This is a genomic window from Entomomonas asaccharolytica, assembly GCF_016653615.1.
GTDB lineage: Bacteria > Pseudomonadota > Gammaproteobacteria > Pseudomonadales > Pseudomonadaceae > Entomomonas > Entomomonas asaccharolytica.
In genome coordinates this window covers 878379-894865 of sequence record NZ_CP067393.1, presented here as the reverse complement: position 1 = coordinate 894865, position 16487 = coordinate 878379, and the positions used below count along the sequence as shown (strand labels likewise).

15 protein-coding genes, 1 tRNA gene and 2 pseudogenes are annotated in these 16487 nt (G+C 36.9%); 1 reads left to right on the top strand and 17 read right to left on the bottom strand.

The annotated features are described in order from the left end of the window. Positions 1-93: 93 nt before the first annotated feature. The 8 genes and pseudogenes from rpsO to JHT90_RS04020 all read right to left on the bottom strand — a co-directional run bounded on the left by rpsO (position 94) and on the right by JHT90_RS04020 (position 6896). Complete coding sequence (gene rpsO, locus JHT90_RS04050; RefSeq protein WP_201094453.1) at positions 94-363, bottom strand: 30S ribosomal protein S15; 270 nt, start codon at positions 361-363, stop codon at positions 94-96. A gap of 153 nt (positions 364-516) precedes the next feature. Further along, complete coding sequence (truB, locus tag JHT90_RS04045; protein ID WP_201094449.1) at positions 517-1434, bottom strand: tRNA pseudouridine(55) synthase TruB; 918 nt, start codon at positions 1432-1434, stop codon at positions 517-519. Then, complete coding sequence (gene rbfA / locus JHT90_RS04040) at positions 1431-1820, bottom strand: 30S ribosome-binding factor RbfA (RefSeq protein ID WP_201094447.1); 390 nt, start codon at positions 1818-1820, stop codon at positions 1431-1433. Before rbfA ends, truB begins: the two co-directional genes overlap by 4 nt. A gap of 120 nt (positions 1821-1940) precedes the next feature. Continuing rightward, positions 1941-3926: pseudogene (infB, locus tag JHT90_RS04035) on the bottom strand (translation initiation factor IF-2); the annotation flags it as partial. Positions 3927-4475: 549 nt separating this feature from the next. Continuing rightward, positions 4476-4706, bottom strand: a pseudogene (locus JHT90_RS15390) (translation initiation factor IF-2 N-terminal domain-containing protein); the annotation flags it as partial. A gap of 35 nt (positions 4707-4741) precedes the next feature. After that, the gene (gene nusA / locus JHT90_RS04030; protein ID WP_201094443.1) at positions 4742-6223 is read right to left on the bottom strand and encodes a transcription termination factor NusA; all 1482 of its coding nucleotides are present in this window, start codon (positions 6221-6223) and stop codon (positions 4742-4744) included. A 40-nt stretch (positions 6224-6263) separates the two neighbouring features. Further along, positions 6264-6722, bottom strand: a complete 459-nt coding sequence (rimP, locus tag JHT90_RS04025; protein WP_201094441.1) for a ribosome maturation factor RimP — start codon at positions 6720-6722, stop codon at positions 6264-6266. A gap of 97 nt (positions 6723-6819) precedes the next feature. Further along, positions 6820-6896, bottom strand: a tRNA-Met gene (locus JHT90_RS04020). A gap of 173 nt (positions 6897-7069) precedes the next feature. Between JHT90_RS04020 and JHT90_RS04015 the strand changes: the two genes are divergently transcribed. Then, positions 7070-7336 carry a DUF4404 family protein gene (locus JHT90_RS04015; protein WP_201094439.1) on the top strand — a complete coding sequence of 89 codons (267 nt, stop codon included), beginning with the start codon at positions 7070-7072 and terminating at the stop codon, positions 7334-7336. 30 nt (positions 7337-7366) lie between these two features. On the opposite strand, the gene queF is transcribed toward JHT90_RS04015, so the two are convergent. The 9 genes from queF to pilM are packed head-to-tail and all read right to left on the bottom strand — an operon-like array spanning position 7367 to position 16371. Next, a complete protein-coding gene (gene queF / locus JHT90_RS04010; RefSeq protein ID WP_201094438.1) occupies positions 7367-8200 on the bottom strand; it encodes an NADPH-dependent 7-cyano-7-deazaguanine reductase QueF in 834 nt (277 codons plus the stop codon). 2 nt (positions 8201-8202) lie between these two features. Then, positions 8203-9693, bottom strand: coding sequence for an ATPase, T2SS/T4P/T4SS family (locus JHT90_RS04005; protein WP_201094430.1), 1491 nt, complete (start codon positions 9691-9693; stop codon positions 8203-8205). Between the two features lie 4 nt (positions 9694-9697). Continuing rightward, positions 9698-10801 carry a 3-dehydroquinate synthase gene (aroB, locus tag JHT90_RS04000; RefSeq protein WP_201094424.1) on the bottom strand — a complete coding sequence of 368 codons (1104 nt, stop codon included), beginning with the start codon at positions 10799-10801 and terminating at the stop codon, positions 9698-9700. Between the two features lie 44 nt (positions 10802-10845). Next, positions 10846-11331: a shikimate kinase AroK gene (aroK, locus tag JHT90_RS03995; protein ID WP_201094421.1), complete on the bottom strand. Its 486-nt coding sequence runs from the start codon at positions 11329-11331 to the stop codon at positions 10846-10848. A gap of 34 nt (positions 11332-11365) precedes the next feature. Next, complete coding sequence (gene pilQ / locus JHT90_RS03990) at positions 11366-13564, bottom strand: type IV pilus secretin PilQ (RefSeq protein ID WP_201095757.1); 2199 nt, start codon at positions 13562-13564, stop codon at positions 11366-11368. A gap of 56 nt (positions 13565-13620) precedes the next feature. Continuing rightward, positions 13621-14148: a pilus assembly protein PilP gene (locus JHT90_RS03985; RefSeq protein WP_236254034.1), complete on the bottom strand. Its 528-nt coding sequence runs from the start codon at positions 14146-14148 to the stop codon at positions 13621-13623. Next, positions 14145-14747 carry a type IV pilus inner membrane component PilO gene (locus JHT90_RS03980; RefSeq protein WP_201094413.1) on the bottom strand — a complete coding sequence of 201 codons (603 nt, stop codon included), beginning with the start codon at positions 14745-14747 and terminating at the stop codon, positions 14145-14147. The genes JHT90_RS03985 and JHT90_RS03980 overlap by 4 nt, the downstream gene beginning before the upstream one ends. Continuing rightward, positions 14744-15313, bottom strand: coding sequence for a PilN domain-containing protein (locus JHT90_RS03975; RefSeq protein ID WP_201094411.1), 570 nt, complete (start codon positions 15311-15313; stop codon positions 14744-14746). Before JHT90_RS03975 ends, JHT90_RS03980 begins: the two co-directional genes overlap by 4 nt. Further along, entirely contained in the window at positions 15313-16371 is a 1059-nt protein-coding gene (pilM, locus tag JHT90_RS03970; protein WP_379971852.1) for a type IV pilus assembly protein PilM, read from the bottom strand. The genes JHT90_RS03975 and pilM overlap by 1 nt, the downstream gene beginning before the upstream one ends. Positions 16372-16487 lie beyond the last annotated feature (116 nt).

Genomic DNA, 16487 nt, shown 5'->3' with positions numbered 1-16487 from the left:
CTGGGAGTTGGACCCTAACTTATCAAATAAAAAATCTACTCTTAAAACAGAAAGCTGGAAGCAGCATAATCTGGTTTCCAGCTTTCTTGCACCTTAGCGGCGAAGTCCCAAACTAGCAATTAACGCTGCGTAACGTTCAGTATCCTTAGATTTTAAGTATTCTTGAAGTTTACGACGTTGGTTAACCATGCGAATAAGACCACGACGTGAGTGATGATCCTTTGCATTAGCTTTAAAGTGATCGCTCAACTTGTTAATATTTGCTGTTAATAAAGCAATTTGAACTTCTGGAGAGCCAGTATCACTCGCGCCACGCGCATATTGCTTAACGATTTGAGCTTTTTCTTCTACTGTAAGTGCCATATTTTATTACCTTTTGAAAGCAGACCAGGGAAATACCCTGTGTTATTGATAAGAGGATTAACCGTGTCTGCTAACAGCCATCCTCTAAAGGTATTAATCCACTAATACCTTATTCGCAAAAAACTTTAATTCAGCCCGTTATTATAACAGCTATTAGCTATTTTGTATCAAACGTTTTGGCGCTAGACGACCATCATTAGCCACTTCACCAATACCAATAAAGCGACCTTGATGATCACGTACGCGTATATAAGTATTTAAAGGGGCTTCTGGCACACGAACTGGCTGTCCATGTAACCAGTAATAGCTAGTATGTTCTGTTAACTCTAAGCTAGGCCAGTGCAATAGCCCTGCATCAACTGGTAACAAAAATTGATCAAGGGCTTCACTGCCTGATTTATCTTGCAATTCAATCAATGTTGTTAAATCAATAGCTTGTTCTAGATGAAAAGGGCCTGCCTCAGTACGGCAAAGTACGGCTACATGTGCACCACAGCCTAATGCCTGACCAATATCTTCTACGAGCGTGCGAATATAGGTACCTTTACTGCAAGAAACCACTAAGCGAGCTTTATCACCTTCAAAAGATAATAGCTCTAACTCATCAATAGTAATTTGACGAGGCTCTCTATCAATTATCTCCCCTGCCCTAGCTAATTTATAAAGAGGTTGCCCATCTTTTTTAATAGCAGAATACATAGGGGGAATCTGGGTAATTTCCCCTCTAAAACGCGGTAATACAGCTAATAAATCTTGCTCTGTACAGTTTACTGGCTTTTGTTCCAATATTTGCCCTTCAGCATCCCCTGTCGCCGTAGTAATCCCAAGCTGCATAACTACTTCATAGCGCTTATCAGCATTCAATAAGTATTGAGAAAACTTAGTGGCTTCACCAAAACAAATAGGTAACACACCTGTTGCCAATGGATCTAAACTACCTGTGTGACCTGCCTTATTGGCATTAAATAACCAACGTACCTTCTGCAAAGCCGCATTGGAACTAAACGTTAAAGGTTTATTTAAGATTAATACACCATCTACAGATCTACGCTTACGCTTTACTTGACTCACTCCTCATCATCTCCTTGACGATGTTTACGATCCTCAGCAAGTGCTTTATCTATTAATGCTGACATAGTACTGCCTCGAACAATACTTTCGTCATAAACGAAATGTAATTGAGGAATAGTACGTAATTTCATTGCTTTACCTAACAAGCTACGTAAATAACCACTGGCATTACTTAATATCTCTAAACTTAATGCAATATCATCTTCTGCATTTTTACCCATCACGGTGATATATACTTTTGCATGCCCTAAATCACGTGCCACATTAACAGCCGTAATAGTAACAATTCCTAAACGTGGATCTTTAATTTCACGTTGAATTAACAAGGCTAATTCACGCTGCATTTGATCACCTACACGCTGAGTTCGGCTATATTCTTTTGCCATAATTTTTAACTTAATCCTAGCTTTACGAACTATTTACTATAAAAATAATTCAAGCAATCTAAATAAATAAGTTCCCCATAATGAAATCACTATGGAGAACTTAGTTGGTAATGCTATTTATTAAAGTGAACGAGCAACTTGAACTTTTTCAAATACTTCAATTTTATCACCCACTTTAACATCATTATAGCTCTTAACGCCGATACCACACTCCATACCAGCACGTACTTCAGCCACATCATCTTTAAAGCGACGTAATGACTCTAACTCACCTTCAAAAATAACCACGTCATCACGTAATACACGGATTGGACGATTACGATGTACCAAACCTTCAGTAACCATACAACCAGCAATTGCACCAAATTTAGGCGAGCGGAATACATCACGTACCTCAGCAATACCAAGAATATTTTCACGAACATCACTGCCCAACATACCTGATAATGCTTTCTTAACATCTTCAATAATGTCATAAATAACATTGTAGTAACGTAAGTCTAAGCCTTCTGACTCAACAATTTTACGTGCGCCCGCATCAGCACGAACATTAAAGCCAAAAATTACCGCATTAGAGGCTAAGGCTAAGTTAGCATCACTTTCTGTAATACCACCTACCCCAGTACCAACTACACGTACTTGTACTTCATCATTGCCTAAATCAGTTAAAGATGACTGTAATGCTTCTAAAGAACCGCGTACATCCGCTTTCAACACAATATTAAGGCTCTTCTTCTCATCTTGTCCCATATTGTCAAAGATATTCTCTAACTTCGCTGAATGCTGACGAGCTAATTTAACTTCACGGAATTTACCTTGACGGAATAAAGCCACTTCACGTGCTTTCTTCTCATCAGGTACTACATTCACTTCATCACCTGCATCTGGTGTTCCATCCAGTCCTAATACTTCTACGGGAATGGAAGGACCTGCTTCTTTAATAGGTTTACCATTTTCGTCTAACATAGCACGTACACGACCATAGTTAACACCTACGAGGATCATATCGCCTTGGTGTAAGGTACCATTTTGTACTAAAATAGTAGCAACAGGGCCACGACCCTTATCAAGACGTGACTCAATAACAATACCCTGTGCAGGCGCACTTGGTACAGCTGTTAATTCCAATAGTTCAGCTTGTAATAATACTGATTCTAATAAAGTATCAATATTAGTACCTTGCTTAGCTGATACAGGAATAAATTGAGTATCACCACCCCAATCTTCTGGGATAACATCACGACCCGCTAATTCATTTTTAATACGATCTAAATCAGCTTCTGGTTTATCAATTTTGTTAATCGCTACAACAATAGGCACACCTGCTGCTTTAGCATGCTGAATCGCTTCTTCAGTTTGAGGCATCACGCCATCATCAGCTGCAACCACAAGAATAACAATATCAGTTGCTTGTGCACCACGAGCACGCATTGCAGTAAATGCAGCATGGCCTGGGGTATCCAAGAAAGTAATCATGCCACGATCTGTTTCTACATGGTAGGCACCAATATGCTGCGTAATGCCACCTGCTTCACCCGTAGCCACTTTAGTACGACGGATATAGTCAAGTAACGAGGTTTTACCATGGTCAACGTGTCCCATTACCGTCACAACAGGAGCACGATGAATAGCTTCACCTTCAAATTTTAATGACTCTGCTAATTGATCTTCTAAAGCATTATTGTTAATTAACTTAACAGTATGCCCCATTTCCTCACCAACTAATTGTGCAGTATCACGGTCTAACACTTGATTAATGGTGACAGGCGAACCCATCTTAAACATGAGTTTAACAACTTCTGCGCCTTTTACAGCCATTTGTTGAGCTAATTCTGCTACAGTGATAGTTTCACCAATACATACTTCGCGCACTATAGGTCCTGTTGGTGCTTGGAAACCATGCTGATTCTCTGCAGCACGTTTCTTTTGTTTATTTTTACCACGGCTACCACCACGGCGAGCATATCCACCTTCTTCATCCTCATCACTAATGGCATGAAGATTACGTGGTGCACTTATTTTAGCAGGTTTTGCAGCCGCTGCTTTACGATCACGACGTTCTTCTTCCTCATCACGGCCTCTAGAAGCTCGACGAGGTTCTTCGCGTAATACTACTTTCTCTTTTTTAACCTTATTTTTAGTCTTAGCAGATTCTGCTTCTTGCGCTGTTGCTGTAGGTTGAGGTTTATTTTCAACAGGAACAGGTGCTGCTTTATCTGCCTCATTAGTATCTGTTTTACGACGCACTTCAACTGTAACAGTGTTAGAGCTAGGTATTCTAACTGGATCTACTTTAACCTTTTCTGGCACTTCTTTTTTCTTAGTTGCTTCAACAACAGGCTCTTTCACTTTCTCTGCTGGCTGAACCACAGGTTTTTCTTCTTTAGCCTTAGGCGAAACAGTTTCTTTGGTTGTAGCAGGCTGCTTAGCTTGTTTAGCTTCTTCTTTTGAGTTTTTAGAAGCTTCTTTAGCTTTAGTTTCCTTAGCTTTTGGTTCTACCGAATTTTCTACAACCTGTTTAGTTTCCTTGGCAACAGCTGCTTTTGGCTGTTTTTGTGCAGCCTTCTCAGCTACTACAGGTTCCTCTACAGGTTGTTCAGATACATCACGTTTAACAAAGGTTTTCTTCTTACGATGTTCTACCTTAACCGTTTTAGAACCTGCTTTAATCTGCTCAGTGGTTTTACGTTTTAACGTTATTTTTTTAGGTGCATCAGTTTTTGCTTTATCACCACTTAAATAAGTTAATAGTTGTTGCTTTTCTTTATCTGATACTTTCTGATCAGCACTTGTATGTGGTAATCCTGCTTCTTTCATTTGTTGTAGCAAACGATCTACAGGAGCTTTAACACTTGCTGCCAATTCTTTTACTGTAACCTGTGTCATTTCTCTCTCCTCAAGCCTATTAACCATTCACTGCGCTACTCAAACCAATGAGCACGAGCAATCATGATTAACTCTCCTGCACGCTCTTCATTCATCCCTGTAATTTCGACTAAGTCGTCAACACTTTGTTCAGCCAAGTCTTCACGAGTAATAATGCCATTTATAGCTAGCTGTCTAGCCAATTCCTCATCCATACCTTCTAATGCTAAAAGATCTTCTGCTGGCTTTGCAGAGGCTAATTTTTCCTCAGTAGCAATAGCTCTAGTTAATAAGCGATCTTTAGCACGATTTCTTAATTCACTTACAATTTCTTCATCAAAACCATCGATACTTAGCATCTCTTCCATGGGTACATAAGCAACTTCTTCTAAGGTAGTGAATCCTTCCTCCACTAATAATTGAGCTAGCTCTTCATCAACATCTAACTCGTCAATAAACGCTTGCAGAATATCCCCTGTTTCTGCTTGTTGTTTGTCCTGAATCTCTTCTTCAGTCATTACATTTAAAGTCCAACTGGTTAGTTGGCTTGCTAAACGTACATTTTGACCGCCACGACCAATTGCTTGTGCTAGATTTTCTTCAGCAACCGCAATATCCATTGTATGAGTATCTTCATCAACAATAATGGTTACTACCTCAGCAGGAGCCATTGCATTAATTACATATTGTGCTGGATTTTCATTCCATAACACGATATCAACACGCTCACCCCCTAACTCACCAGATACAGCCTGTACACGTGAACCACGCATACCAATACACGCACCTTGTGGATCAATACGTTTATCTTTAGAACGTACCGCTAATTTAGCGCGCGAACCTGGATCACGAGAAGCACCCATTACTTCGATTAAGCCTTCTGAAATTTCAGGTACTTCAATACGGAATAACTCTACAATCATTTCAGGTGCTGTACGGGATAAAATAAGCTGTGGTCCACGATGCTCAGTGCGAATCTCTTTTAATAACGCACGAACTCTCATGCCAACTCTGAAAATTTCACGAGGTATTACTTGGTCACGAGGTAAAATAGCTTCTGCATTATTCCCTAAATCTAAAATAATACTTTCTCTGGTTACTTTTTTAACAGTGCCAGAGATTATTGAACCTAAGTGTTCACGATAAGCATCAACCATCTGCGCACGTTCAGCTTCTCTTACCTTTTGCACTATAACTTGTTTTGCCGTTTGTGCAGCAATGCGGCCAAATTCTACAGAATCAATTTTTTCTTCAATAACATCATCAATTTCTGTATCAAAACCTTTTTCTTTTGCTTCTTCTACTGTTAATTCAGCAGCAGGATTAACCTGATCTATTTCATCAACAATATGCCATTGACGATAAGTCTCATAATTACCAGTACGTGGATCAATTTCCACACGCACCTCAATATCATCCTCATAAGACTTTTTAGTCACAGTAGCTAATGCGATTTCTAATGCCTCAAAAATAACACTTGGTGGCACACCTTTTTCATTTGATACTGACTCAACAACCAATAATACTTCTTTACTCATTTCTCTGCCTCATCCCATCCTTAATAACTGTTAACTATTGCTAATCAAAATTTGGCTCAATATTAGCCTTTTCTATTAGTTCTATTGGTAATAGATACTCTTGATTATCAACACGTAATACTATTTGTTGGTCCTCAATACCTTGTAAACTTCCATTAAAATTACGTCTACCTTCAAAAGCACTGCGTAACTTAACTTTTAGCTGTTCACCTATATATTGCGCATATTGCTCTAAGGTAAACAATGGTCGATCCATTCCAGGTGAAGAAACCTCCAAGGTATACTCATAAGGAATAGGATCCTCTACATCTAATATTGCACTGACCTGCTTACTGACTTTTTCACAATCTTCCACACCAATTCCGTTAGCATGATCAATAAACACTCTAAGCAAGGAGTGCTTACCTTGTGAAATAAATTCAACTCCCCAACACTGATAACCTAAAGACTCAATGACTGGAGCTAGCAGCGTCTGTAATTGTTCTAATCTAGTAGACACTTTCGCCTCCAATAAAAAATGGGCGTATAGCCCATTCTTATAATTAATTTCAACACTGTAATAACAAAAAACCCCATAATTGGGGCTTCTTAAAAACTGGTTGCGGGGGCTGGATTTGAACCAACGACCTTCGGGTTATGAGCCCGACGAGCTACCAAGCTGCTCCACCCCGCGTCAAAGTGGGGCAATGATATAGAAAAATAACACATGCGTCAAGTAAAAACACCGTTTAATTTTTATTAAATACTATTTCACAGCAATTTGATAAGATTTTTTATTACTTTAAATTATTATAATCATGTAAACTAACTGTAACCTTTACTCACTATACCTTAGGTAAATATTTTATGTCTAAAACTGTTCATGAAAATTTAATTGATTTACAGTATAAATTAAACCATGCTAAAACAAATAATAGTGCTGACAAAGAAGAAATAGAACGTTTAGCTGAAGAAATTAACCATCAACTTGAACTTGAAAAACTTGGTCAACAGCCTGATATTAATTTAGTAGAAGAGTTGGGATTAGCTGTAGGAGAATTTGAAGCAGAATACCCTACTCTATCAGCAGCCTTAAGAAATATTATGATTACATTACAAAATATTGGTATTTAACTATTCCAATTTAATAATAAGGCAGTTTTATTACTGCCTTACTAATCGACTATTAACATAGTCAATCTGCTTCAGACTACGGCAAGGATTAATATCTAAGCCTCCACGCCTTACATAACGTCCTATTACTATCAGTTGTTCTGGGTTCAATAAATTATTCAAGTCTAAGAAAATACGCTCTATACATTGTTCGTGAAAATCAGCATGTTGTCGAAAACTAATAATATACTGTAACAAACTACTATGATCTAATTGTTTAGCAGCTTTATAAGTTATTGATAAAGATGCCCAATCAGGTTGCCCTGTCACAGGACAATTCGACTTTAATAAATGAGTATATAGACTTTCCTCTACTTCTTTATCATGGGTTTTTAATAAAGTTGCTGTAGGGTGGTTATATTGACCGATCTTGATATCAAGATCATCTATACAATTGCCTTGTAGATTACTAAGGCCAAATTTAGTAAACGCTTCTAGTGTATATAAATTAACAGCAACAGCGGTTCCTGCTGCTGCTGAAAGATCTCTAATTAATACCTGCTTTACAGCATTCTCTGATACAAATTCAGTTTGATTAAAACTGTTCAAATACAGCTTAAAGGATTTGGACTCGATAATAGCAGGTGAGTTGGCAGGTATAATAAACTCAGCTATCATAACTTTTGGTTTACCCGAAGGCGTTAACCATGATAGTTCGTAACTATTCCAAATATCAACACCCCAATAAGGCAAAGTATCAGCTGTTAAACCTAATTCTTGCCATTTAACTCTACGTGCTATTGGAAATAGCAAATCTGGCTGATATTGATCAATATATTGATTCGCTTTGCCTAGAGGTGATTCTTCAGCTAGATGATAACTCATAATTAATTAGCTAATTCTTGTTTAATACTTGCAAAGGTACGTACCCAAGGTTTACTTTCTTGAATAGCTGCAGGTAACTTTTTAATTGCCTCTTGCGCAGCAGAACGACTCGTAAATTCACCTTGAGTAATTACATAATCAATTTTATCTGCTCTTAAGCGTTTAAAATATTGGTAACTACCTGATTGTTTACGAATAAAATCTTGTGCTGCCTTTTCATTACTAGCCACACTAACTTGAATTGTATAGTTGGTTGCTGTTTTGCCACGATACCATTCATTACCCTGCGCAACAGTCGTTGCTGTTTGCTGTGGTTTGGTTTGTTGTTGTGGCTTATTAACAACTGGACTAGAAGTAGTTTGACTTGGACTGGCTACAGTGGTTGTAGGCTCAGTTACTGTAGGAGGAGATAACATGGCATTGTCAACAACTGGTGTATCATTATTTGACGATTGATCGTTAGATGGCGCAACCTCTGTTGATAATGGAATATCTTGTGTTACTTGTCCAGAACCCGTTTCACTAGGTAAATCTGCATAATGGCTGGCGACAATAGTAGGTTCTTGCTCGGTAGAGGGTGATTTTGAAAATAATAAAATAGCCACTAGAGCAATTGCAATTACTCCTACTATTGCTAAATGTTTTTTTGGTAATATTAACTTAGGTTTTGTTGTTTTTACTTCTCTTGTTGTATCTGCTGCATAAAAGGCAACATCATCCTCGCCTTCATCAATATTATTGAATAAATCAGGTCCATCATGATGTTGCATATTTTCAATCAATACATCTCTCGCCACCTGATTAATAACACCAGGCCAGCCTCCTGATTTTGTATAAATCTCCAATAATTGCTCATCAGTAAATATACTTAACTCTTGGCCTGCACCCTCTAAACGTAATAAAAGATACTCTTTAGTTTCTTCCAATGTGTAAGGCGTTAATGGTAAATTAAAGGTAACCTCTTTAACCAATGAAGAATGTTCTAATTGGTCTAATAAATTTGGTCTGGCGAATAAAAATAAATGTAAGCTTACTAAATGTTCATTCGCTAAATTCAATAATAGTTGGATGACATTTTCTGATAATTGGTCTGCATCATCTATCATAAAATATAGGCTGATACTTTGCTCTGATAACTTACTTATTTGCTCTATAACAGCTGCTACTGTATTATCTGTTGCTTGTAACTCTTCTGCTAACAAAGCTAAAACATCTGAAACTTTTTCACAATCTGCTGCTGACACATTAATAATTTTTATAGTATCTTTATTAACACTTGCTATCAATGCTTGTCTGAGCAATGTTTTGCCGCTACCTTTTGGGCCTGTTATCAATAACATCAACTGGCTATGGCGTGCTAAATGATGCAACTGCCCTAAAATAGTTTTACGCTGAGCAGGGAAAAATTTAAAGTTAGGAACCCTAGCAGCAAAAGGATCATGATCTAACTGATAATAACTTAAAAAAGGTTCATCTGCCCGTAACGTATTCATTGATTTAGTCCGTCAATATAGAGTCAAGCAATTGTTGATAATTCGTAGATAGTATAGCATTCAGTATATCACTAGCAAATTCACTTGTTACTACTGCCTCACCTATTTTTTGTAATAAAACAAGACGTATTTGTCCATCTAAGGTTTTTTTATCTATTCGCATGTATTTTAGAAAATCATTCACTTTCATATTAGCAGGTGGAACAACAGGTAAACCCGCTTTAGCTAATAATTTAATTCCTCTATCACGATCTTGTATTGATAACCAACCTAGTTGCATCGACATTTCTAAAGCCATTACCGTACCTGCTGCAACCGCCTCGCCATGCAACCAATTACCATATCCCTGATGAGTCTCAATAGCATGACCAAAAGTATGACCTAAATTTAGAGTAGCTCGAATACCTGACTCTGTCTCATCCATAGCGACTACGCGCGCTTTAATCTTACAAGACCATTCAATCGCTTTGATTAAGCTTTCGGTTTCCAAATTTTTTAGTTGTTCAATATTTAATTCTAACCAGTCAAAAAAATCTTTATCTGCTATCAAACCATATTTAATAACTTCTGCCAAACCTGCGGACAGTTCTCTTGCAGATAATGTATGCAGGGTATTTATATCAATAATAACTGACTTAGGCTGATAAAATGCTCCTATCATATTCTTGCCTAAATCATGATTAATACCAGTTTTTCCACCTACTGAAGAGTCAACTTGAGATAATAATGTGGTAGGTACTTGAATAAAATTAACTCCGCGTTGATAACAAGCAGCTGCAAAACCTGTCATATCACCAATAACACCACCACCCAAAGCAATTAAAGTAACTTTACGGGTACACTCAGCTTTAAGCAGACCATCAAAAATTAGTTGCAACGTCTGCCAATTTTTATATTTTTCGCCATCTGGTAATACTACAGTTTCATATTGATAATCTACTAGTCGAGATAATAAGTTGCCTAGATATAGAGGTGCTACTGTTTCATTAGTAACCACTACCACTTGGCTACCCTTAATATAAGGTTCCAATAATGTTTTTTGAAATAAGTTTTCACCAATAAAAATAGGATAGCTACGATCACCTAACTCTACTTGTAACCTATGCATATTAAATTCCAGATAAATAATAGAAGTAATTGTGTAGAACTTTACTACAAACCTAAGGTTTCTAAAATATGTTGGATTAAAAAACGTGGATGACGCTCATCAGTTGTTATAATAATATGAGCTACTTGACGATATAGTGGATCCCTTATAGTCATAAGTTCTTGTAAAACTTTTTTAGGATCTGCCACTTGTAGTAGTGGTCTCTGTTTATCTTTTGCTGTTCGCGATATTTGTTGTTCAACTGATGCGTGTAAATAAATAACGGTTGTTTTCTCCGCTAGTACTTGTCGTGTTTGTTCACGAAGAATTGCACCACCGCCTGTAGCTAAAACAAAACCTTCATTATCTTCATTACAAATTTCTGTAATAATATTTTGTTCTCTATCTCTAAATCCCTTTTCACCTTCTACATCGAAAATCCATGAAATACTAGCACCTGAGCGTGCTTCTATCTCACGATCTGAATCAATAAAAGGTAAATTAAGCTCTCTAGAAAGTAGGCGCCCAATGGTGCTTTTACCAGCTCCCATTGGGCCTACTAAAGTTAGACATTCTGACAACGTATTATCTCGAAGCAAATGCCTTATTATCAATAATACGAGGAGTTATAAAAATTAATAACTCTTGTTTAGTATTTGATACGCTATCTCGACGGAATAAACGTCCCATCACAGGTAAATCACCTAAGAAAGGAACTTTTTCAGTGATTTTACTTTGGTCATTTTGGAATACACCACCTAATACAATAGTTTCACCATCAGAGACCAATACTTTAGCATTAACTTCATTTTTATTAATAGGTGGAACACCTTGGTATCTCTGTGACTCGTTAACAGAGTCTTTAGTTACAACAACTGCCATCATAATTTGATTATCTGGAGTAATTTGTGGTGTAACTTCTAAAGAAAGCAATGCCTCTTTAAATGAAGTAGAAGTAGCACCACTTGAAGATGCCTCTTGATAAGGCACTTCCTGACCTTTCATAATGCGTGCTGTCTCTTTATCTGAAGTAGTTACTTTAGGTTGAGAAATTACTTCACCTTGTCCTGATCTCTGCATAGCATTCAGCTTTAAGTCAATCATCACATTAGAACTCAAAAAGCCAATACCAAAACCAGAAGTAGCATCTGCTGCACCTAAATCAACTACTGGCGCTGCAAGTGTACGAATATAACCATCACCATCATTAGTAAACATTGTACCAAGATTACCAAACTCTGTACTAGAACCTGTCGAATTTTTACGACCATCAGCACCACCATAACTTTGCCAATTACCTGATTTTGAGCCAAAATCTGCTCCCCATCGAACACCTAAATTTTTTGCAAAATCAACATTGGCCTCAACAATACGGGCTTCAATTTGTACTTGACGCACAGGACGATCTAACTGAGCAATAATACGCCTTAACTCTTCTAAGCGCTCTTCTGTTTGATAAGCAATAATAGTGTTAGTACGCTTATCAACAGTTAAAGAGCCTCGATCATTGGTGGTCATATTCGCACTATAATTACCCATACCAGATGCATTTTGACCAGCTTGAATACTATTAGTCTGTGACATAGTAGCTTGGAATAATGCAATAATACTTGTTGCATCAGCATAATTAACTGGGATAATCTCACGACGTAAAGGTTGTGTTGCTTTAAGTGTTTGTTCAGCATCAAACATTCTACGGGCAGATTCAGCTAACTCATCAGCAGGTGCAATAATAAGAATATTTCCTTCTTGACGCTTAGCAAGACCTCTTGTACGCATGATAATATCTAAAGCCTGATCCCATGGTACATTTTGTAAACGTAAAGTAATATTACCTCTAACAGAATCAGTAGCCACTAAATTTAATTTAGTAAAGTCTGCTAAAATTTGTAATACACTTCTTACTTCAATATCTTGGAAATTTAAAGATAGCGTATCACCTTTGAAAATACCCTGATCCTCTAAACGACGCTGTTTTTCTTCAACAGATACATGCTTGACACTAACCGTCAATTCATCATTAGCTTGGAAAACTAAATAGTCATAGTTACCTTTAGGTTCAATAGTAATACTAGAACCATCTGATTTAGCTGTTGAGTTAATAAATTGTACTGGTGTAGCGAAATCCTTAACATCTAAACGTACACGCAATGACTCAGGTAATTGTGTTTTAGGGAAATTAAGAACTATTTTACCTCCCCTTTCTTGTACATCAGGACTAATTGTACTGTTTGAAAGCTTAACAACAATATTACCTTCACCATTATCACCACGTCTGAAATCAATATTCTCAATAGCATTTCCAATAGATGCAACAGATTTTGTAGTAACTGGTGTAACAGTATTTGTCGATTTAGTAGGCAATGTAGATACTGTATTTGTTGGAACTATTGGTGAAGTTGAAACACTATCGCCCAATACAATAAAAATATTATTACCCTCTGCACGAGTTGTGTAAGGCACTAATGTATTTAAACCTACTACCAATCGTGTTACATTTTTAGCTTCAACAACTGTTAGATTTCTAACATTGCCGATTCCAACAGTTCTCCTTTTTTCACCTAGTAGGCTCGAAACACCTGGCAAATCAAGCGCAATACGTGCCGGCTGATCAATTGTATAACCCTTTGGAGCCGTCACTGGTTCATCAAACACTAATTTAAGTTCTACCCGTTCACCAGGTAAAGACACAACATCCATATCTTTTAAATTAGCAGCATATAACATTGATGGAATAGCCATACTTAATAAAGCTATACTCAAACGCATTAAAGAAACATTCATTACTTTTTTCCGTTGTTCAATTGGGGTATTCTTTTTCATCTGTAACATCCTTAAGATTAATTTTTAAGCTCTAAGATATAAGTTTTTTCTCGGCAACCTTCGTTACCATCAGAAATTTTCTCAAGAACTTCAAGTCCAAAATCATTAATAGAGACTACTTGACCATGATTTACACCAATGTAATCTCCTACTCTTATGCGATGAATACCTCCAGCACCACGCAATAAGGCATAATGCTCTTTGTCATTTTCAATTGTACCTACCATAATAAATGATCCTATATCAAAACCTTCTAAATACTGTTTCGGTCTTGTTAAATCAGGCATAAGACACTTACTAAGATCTTCACGGATTGGATCTGGTTGAATAATAGCATCTTGACTTTGAAAAGGATCTCTCATAAAAGTAGCTGTATATGAAAAAGGTAAATAAGGCTTTGGTTCAGGCAATGGCTCAATTGCCCTCGCAGGTCTAGCTTTAACACGGTCAACATATTCTTCTAAATCAACAACACCTGAGTTTCCACAACCTACCAATACGCTTGTTAAAACACCAAGAAATAGAATGCGCTTAAATATTATCATTTCACATCCTCACGGTAACGGTATGTTTTTGCTAAAACATCAATTGTTAATTTAGAAGAATCCCCCACTGCATCTGGTTTTATTGTGAAATCATTTAATGTAACAATTCTAGGCAATGCAGCAACCTTTGTAGCAAAATTAGCAAATGCATGATAATTACCTGTTACAGTAATTTGTACAGGCAACTCCACATAAAAAGGCTGTCTTACCTCTTTTTGCAATCTAATCTGTTTAAACTCTAAACCACTAGTTAAGCCAGCTTTAGTGACATCCTCAATCAAACCTGGAACTTCAGTTTCAGCAGGTAGTTGCTTAAGTAAACCACTAAATGATTCCTCAATAGCATCCATTTGAGCCTTATAAGCATTTAAACTAGCTGACTGAGCAGCTTTTGTTTCAAAATCTGCTTTTAATTTTGGCTCTTCGTTCCTTGCTTTATCCAAAGAAGCACGTATATCACTTAATACAAATTGATAGCCTAAAATACAGACTATGATTAGTACTAAAAAACAGGCAAGAACCATTATAGGTAGAGGCCATGTTCCAGGACTTTTTAGATCTAAGTTATTTAAATCTAAACTTTTTAAATTAAAACTCATTGTGAAACTCCCCCATCCTTTGGTTCACTTTGATCAACTAACAAAGTAAAACTTGCTGTTTTGTCGTTTGGATCTTTTTGATTAATTTGACTAATTACTGTCAAATTAGGATTAGCCAACCATGGTGAGTTTTCAAAATTACGCATTAATTGCGAAACACGATTATTAGAAACTGTCATACCTTGAATAGTTATTTGTTTATTCTTTTTGGATACTGAAGTATAAAAAACACCCTCTGGTAATGTACGAACAAATTGATCTAATAATCTTGCTAAAATTTGACGATTTGATTGTAAATCTTGAATAATCTTCATCCGTGATAATAATTCAGATTTTTTAGACTTTAAATCCTCAATTATTTTAAGATTATTATTCATCACTGTAATTTGCTCTTGTAAATAACGGTTACGTAAATTTTGATTTTCAACCTGCAATTCAAAATACTTATTTGCAATGTAAACCAAAATAACACCCACCACTATTGCAATAGCCACAGCTATAAAAAACTGACGTTTGCGCTCTTCCCGTAGCTGCTCACGCCATGGTAATAAATTAATACGTACCATTAGTCAAAACTCCTCATTGCTAAGCCACAAGCAATCATCAAGGATGGTGCATCCTGTGCTAATACAGATGCATTAATTTTTGATGATGTTTTCATTTCTGCAAAAGGATTAGCCATCTCTGTTGGGATGTTTAATTTATCTTGAATATAACTTGGTAATTGCTGAATTCTTGCACCACCACCTGCTAGAACTATACCGTCAATAGTATTATATTGTCCTGTAGCAAAGAAAAACTGTAACGAACGCGCTATTTGATCAGATATTTGATCCATAAACCCTTGCAATACTGCTTGCTCATAATCTTCTGGCAACTCTCCTCTTTTCTTCGCCCGCTCGGCATCAAGGAAAGTTAGCCCGTAATGCCTTTGAATTTCTTCAGTAAGCTGCCGACCACCAAACATTTGCTCACGATTATAAATAATATGACCATTATGGATAATATTAAAGCTGAGCATTGATGACCCAATATCAACAACAGCAACGGGTGAAACAGATCCAGCTTTTTTCACCATAGGGATAAGTGCTGCCGCTCGTTCCATAGCATAAGACTCAAGATCAACAACACCTGCAGATAATCCTGTGAAGGCCAATACTGCTTCTCTTGTTTCAATACTTTCTTTACGACAAGCAGCTAATAAAACCTCTTCTTTAGAATCATCATTAGGTGATGATGTTCCTAAACGAGCAAAATCAATAGCTACTTCATCTAAAGGATAAGGGATATATTGATCAGCTTCTAACTGCAGTTGTACCTCTACATCAGCATCACTCATTCCTTTTGTAACCTCAACAACACGAGTAATCACAGATGAGCCGCCCACGGCTACTACCGCAGACGTTGCCTTAACCTTAGCAGCTTTAACTGCTTTCTCTAAGACTTTACCAACTGCTTCAATATCATGGATATTTCTATCAGAAACAACGCCTAATGGCAGTTCTTCGACAGCATACCCATTTAATATATAAGAAGCTCCTGACTGATCTAAGTCCACCACTCTAACTGAGCTAGCACCTATATCAATCCCCAATAACTTTTTTACTTTCTTTTTAAATAGCACGATGTTTTTCCCTATCTACATCCGCAACTTACGGAAAATTACTCTGTACATACTATATACTATATATAAATATCAAATTTTACTACTCAATTCATAGTTATCTTTACATAAAAAAG

Bases quoted from the DNA above. Each gene is read 5' to 3' on its own strand.
- rpsO (WP_201094453.1), bottom strand. From the start codon at position 363: ATGGCACTTACAGTAGAAGAAAAAGCTCAAATCGTTAAGCAATATGCG.
- rbfA (WP_201094447.1), bottom strand. From the start codon at position 1,820: ATGGCAAAAGAATATAGCCGAACTCAGCGTGTAGGTGATCAAATGCAG.
- nusA (WP_201094443.1), bottom strand. From the start codon at position 6,223: ATGAGTAAAGAAGTATTATTGGTTGTTGAGTCAGTATCAAATGAAAAA.
- JHT90_RS04015 (WP_201094439.1), top strand. From the start codon at position 7,070: ATGTCTAAAACTGTTCATGAAAATTTAATTGATTTACAGTATAAATTA.
- queF (WP_201094438.1), bottom strand. From the start codon at position 8,200: ATGAGTTATCATCTAGCTGAAGAATCACCTCTAGGCAAAGCGAATCAA.
- JHT90_RS04005 (WP_201094430.1), bottom strand. From the start codon at position 9,693: ATGAATACGTTACGGGCAGATGAACCTTTTTTAAGTTATTATCAGTTA.
- aroB (WP_201094424.1), bottom strand. From the start codon at position 10,801: ATGCATAGGTTACAAGTAGAGTTAGGTGATCGTAGCTATCCTATTTTT.
- aroK (WP_201094421.1), bottom strand. From the start codon at position 11,331: ATGGGAGCTGGTAAAAGCACCATTGGGCGCCTACTTTCTAGAGAGCTT.
- pilQ (WP_201095757.1), bottom strand. From the start codon at position 13,564: ATGAATGTTTCTTTAATGCGTTTGAGTATAGCTTTATTAAGTATGGCT.
- JHT90_RS03985 (WP_236254034.1), bottom strand. From the start codon at position 14,148: ATGATAATATTTAAGCGCATTCTATTTCTTGGTGTTTTAACAAGCGTA.
- JHT90_RS03980 (WP_201094413.1), bottom strand. From the start codon at position 14,747: ATGAGTTTTAATTTAAAAAGTTTAGATTTAAATAACTTAGATCTAAAA.
- JHT90_RS03975 (WP_201094411.1), bottom strand. From the start codon at position 15,313: ATGGTACGTATTAATTTATTACCATGGCGTGAGCAGCTACGGGAAGAG.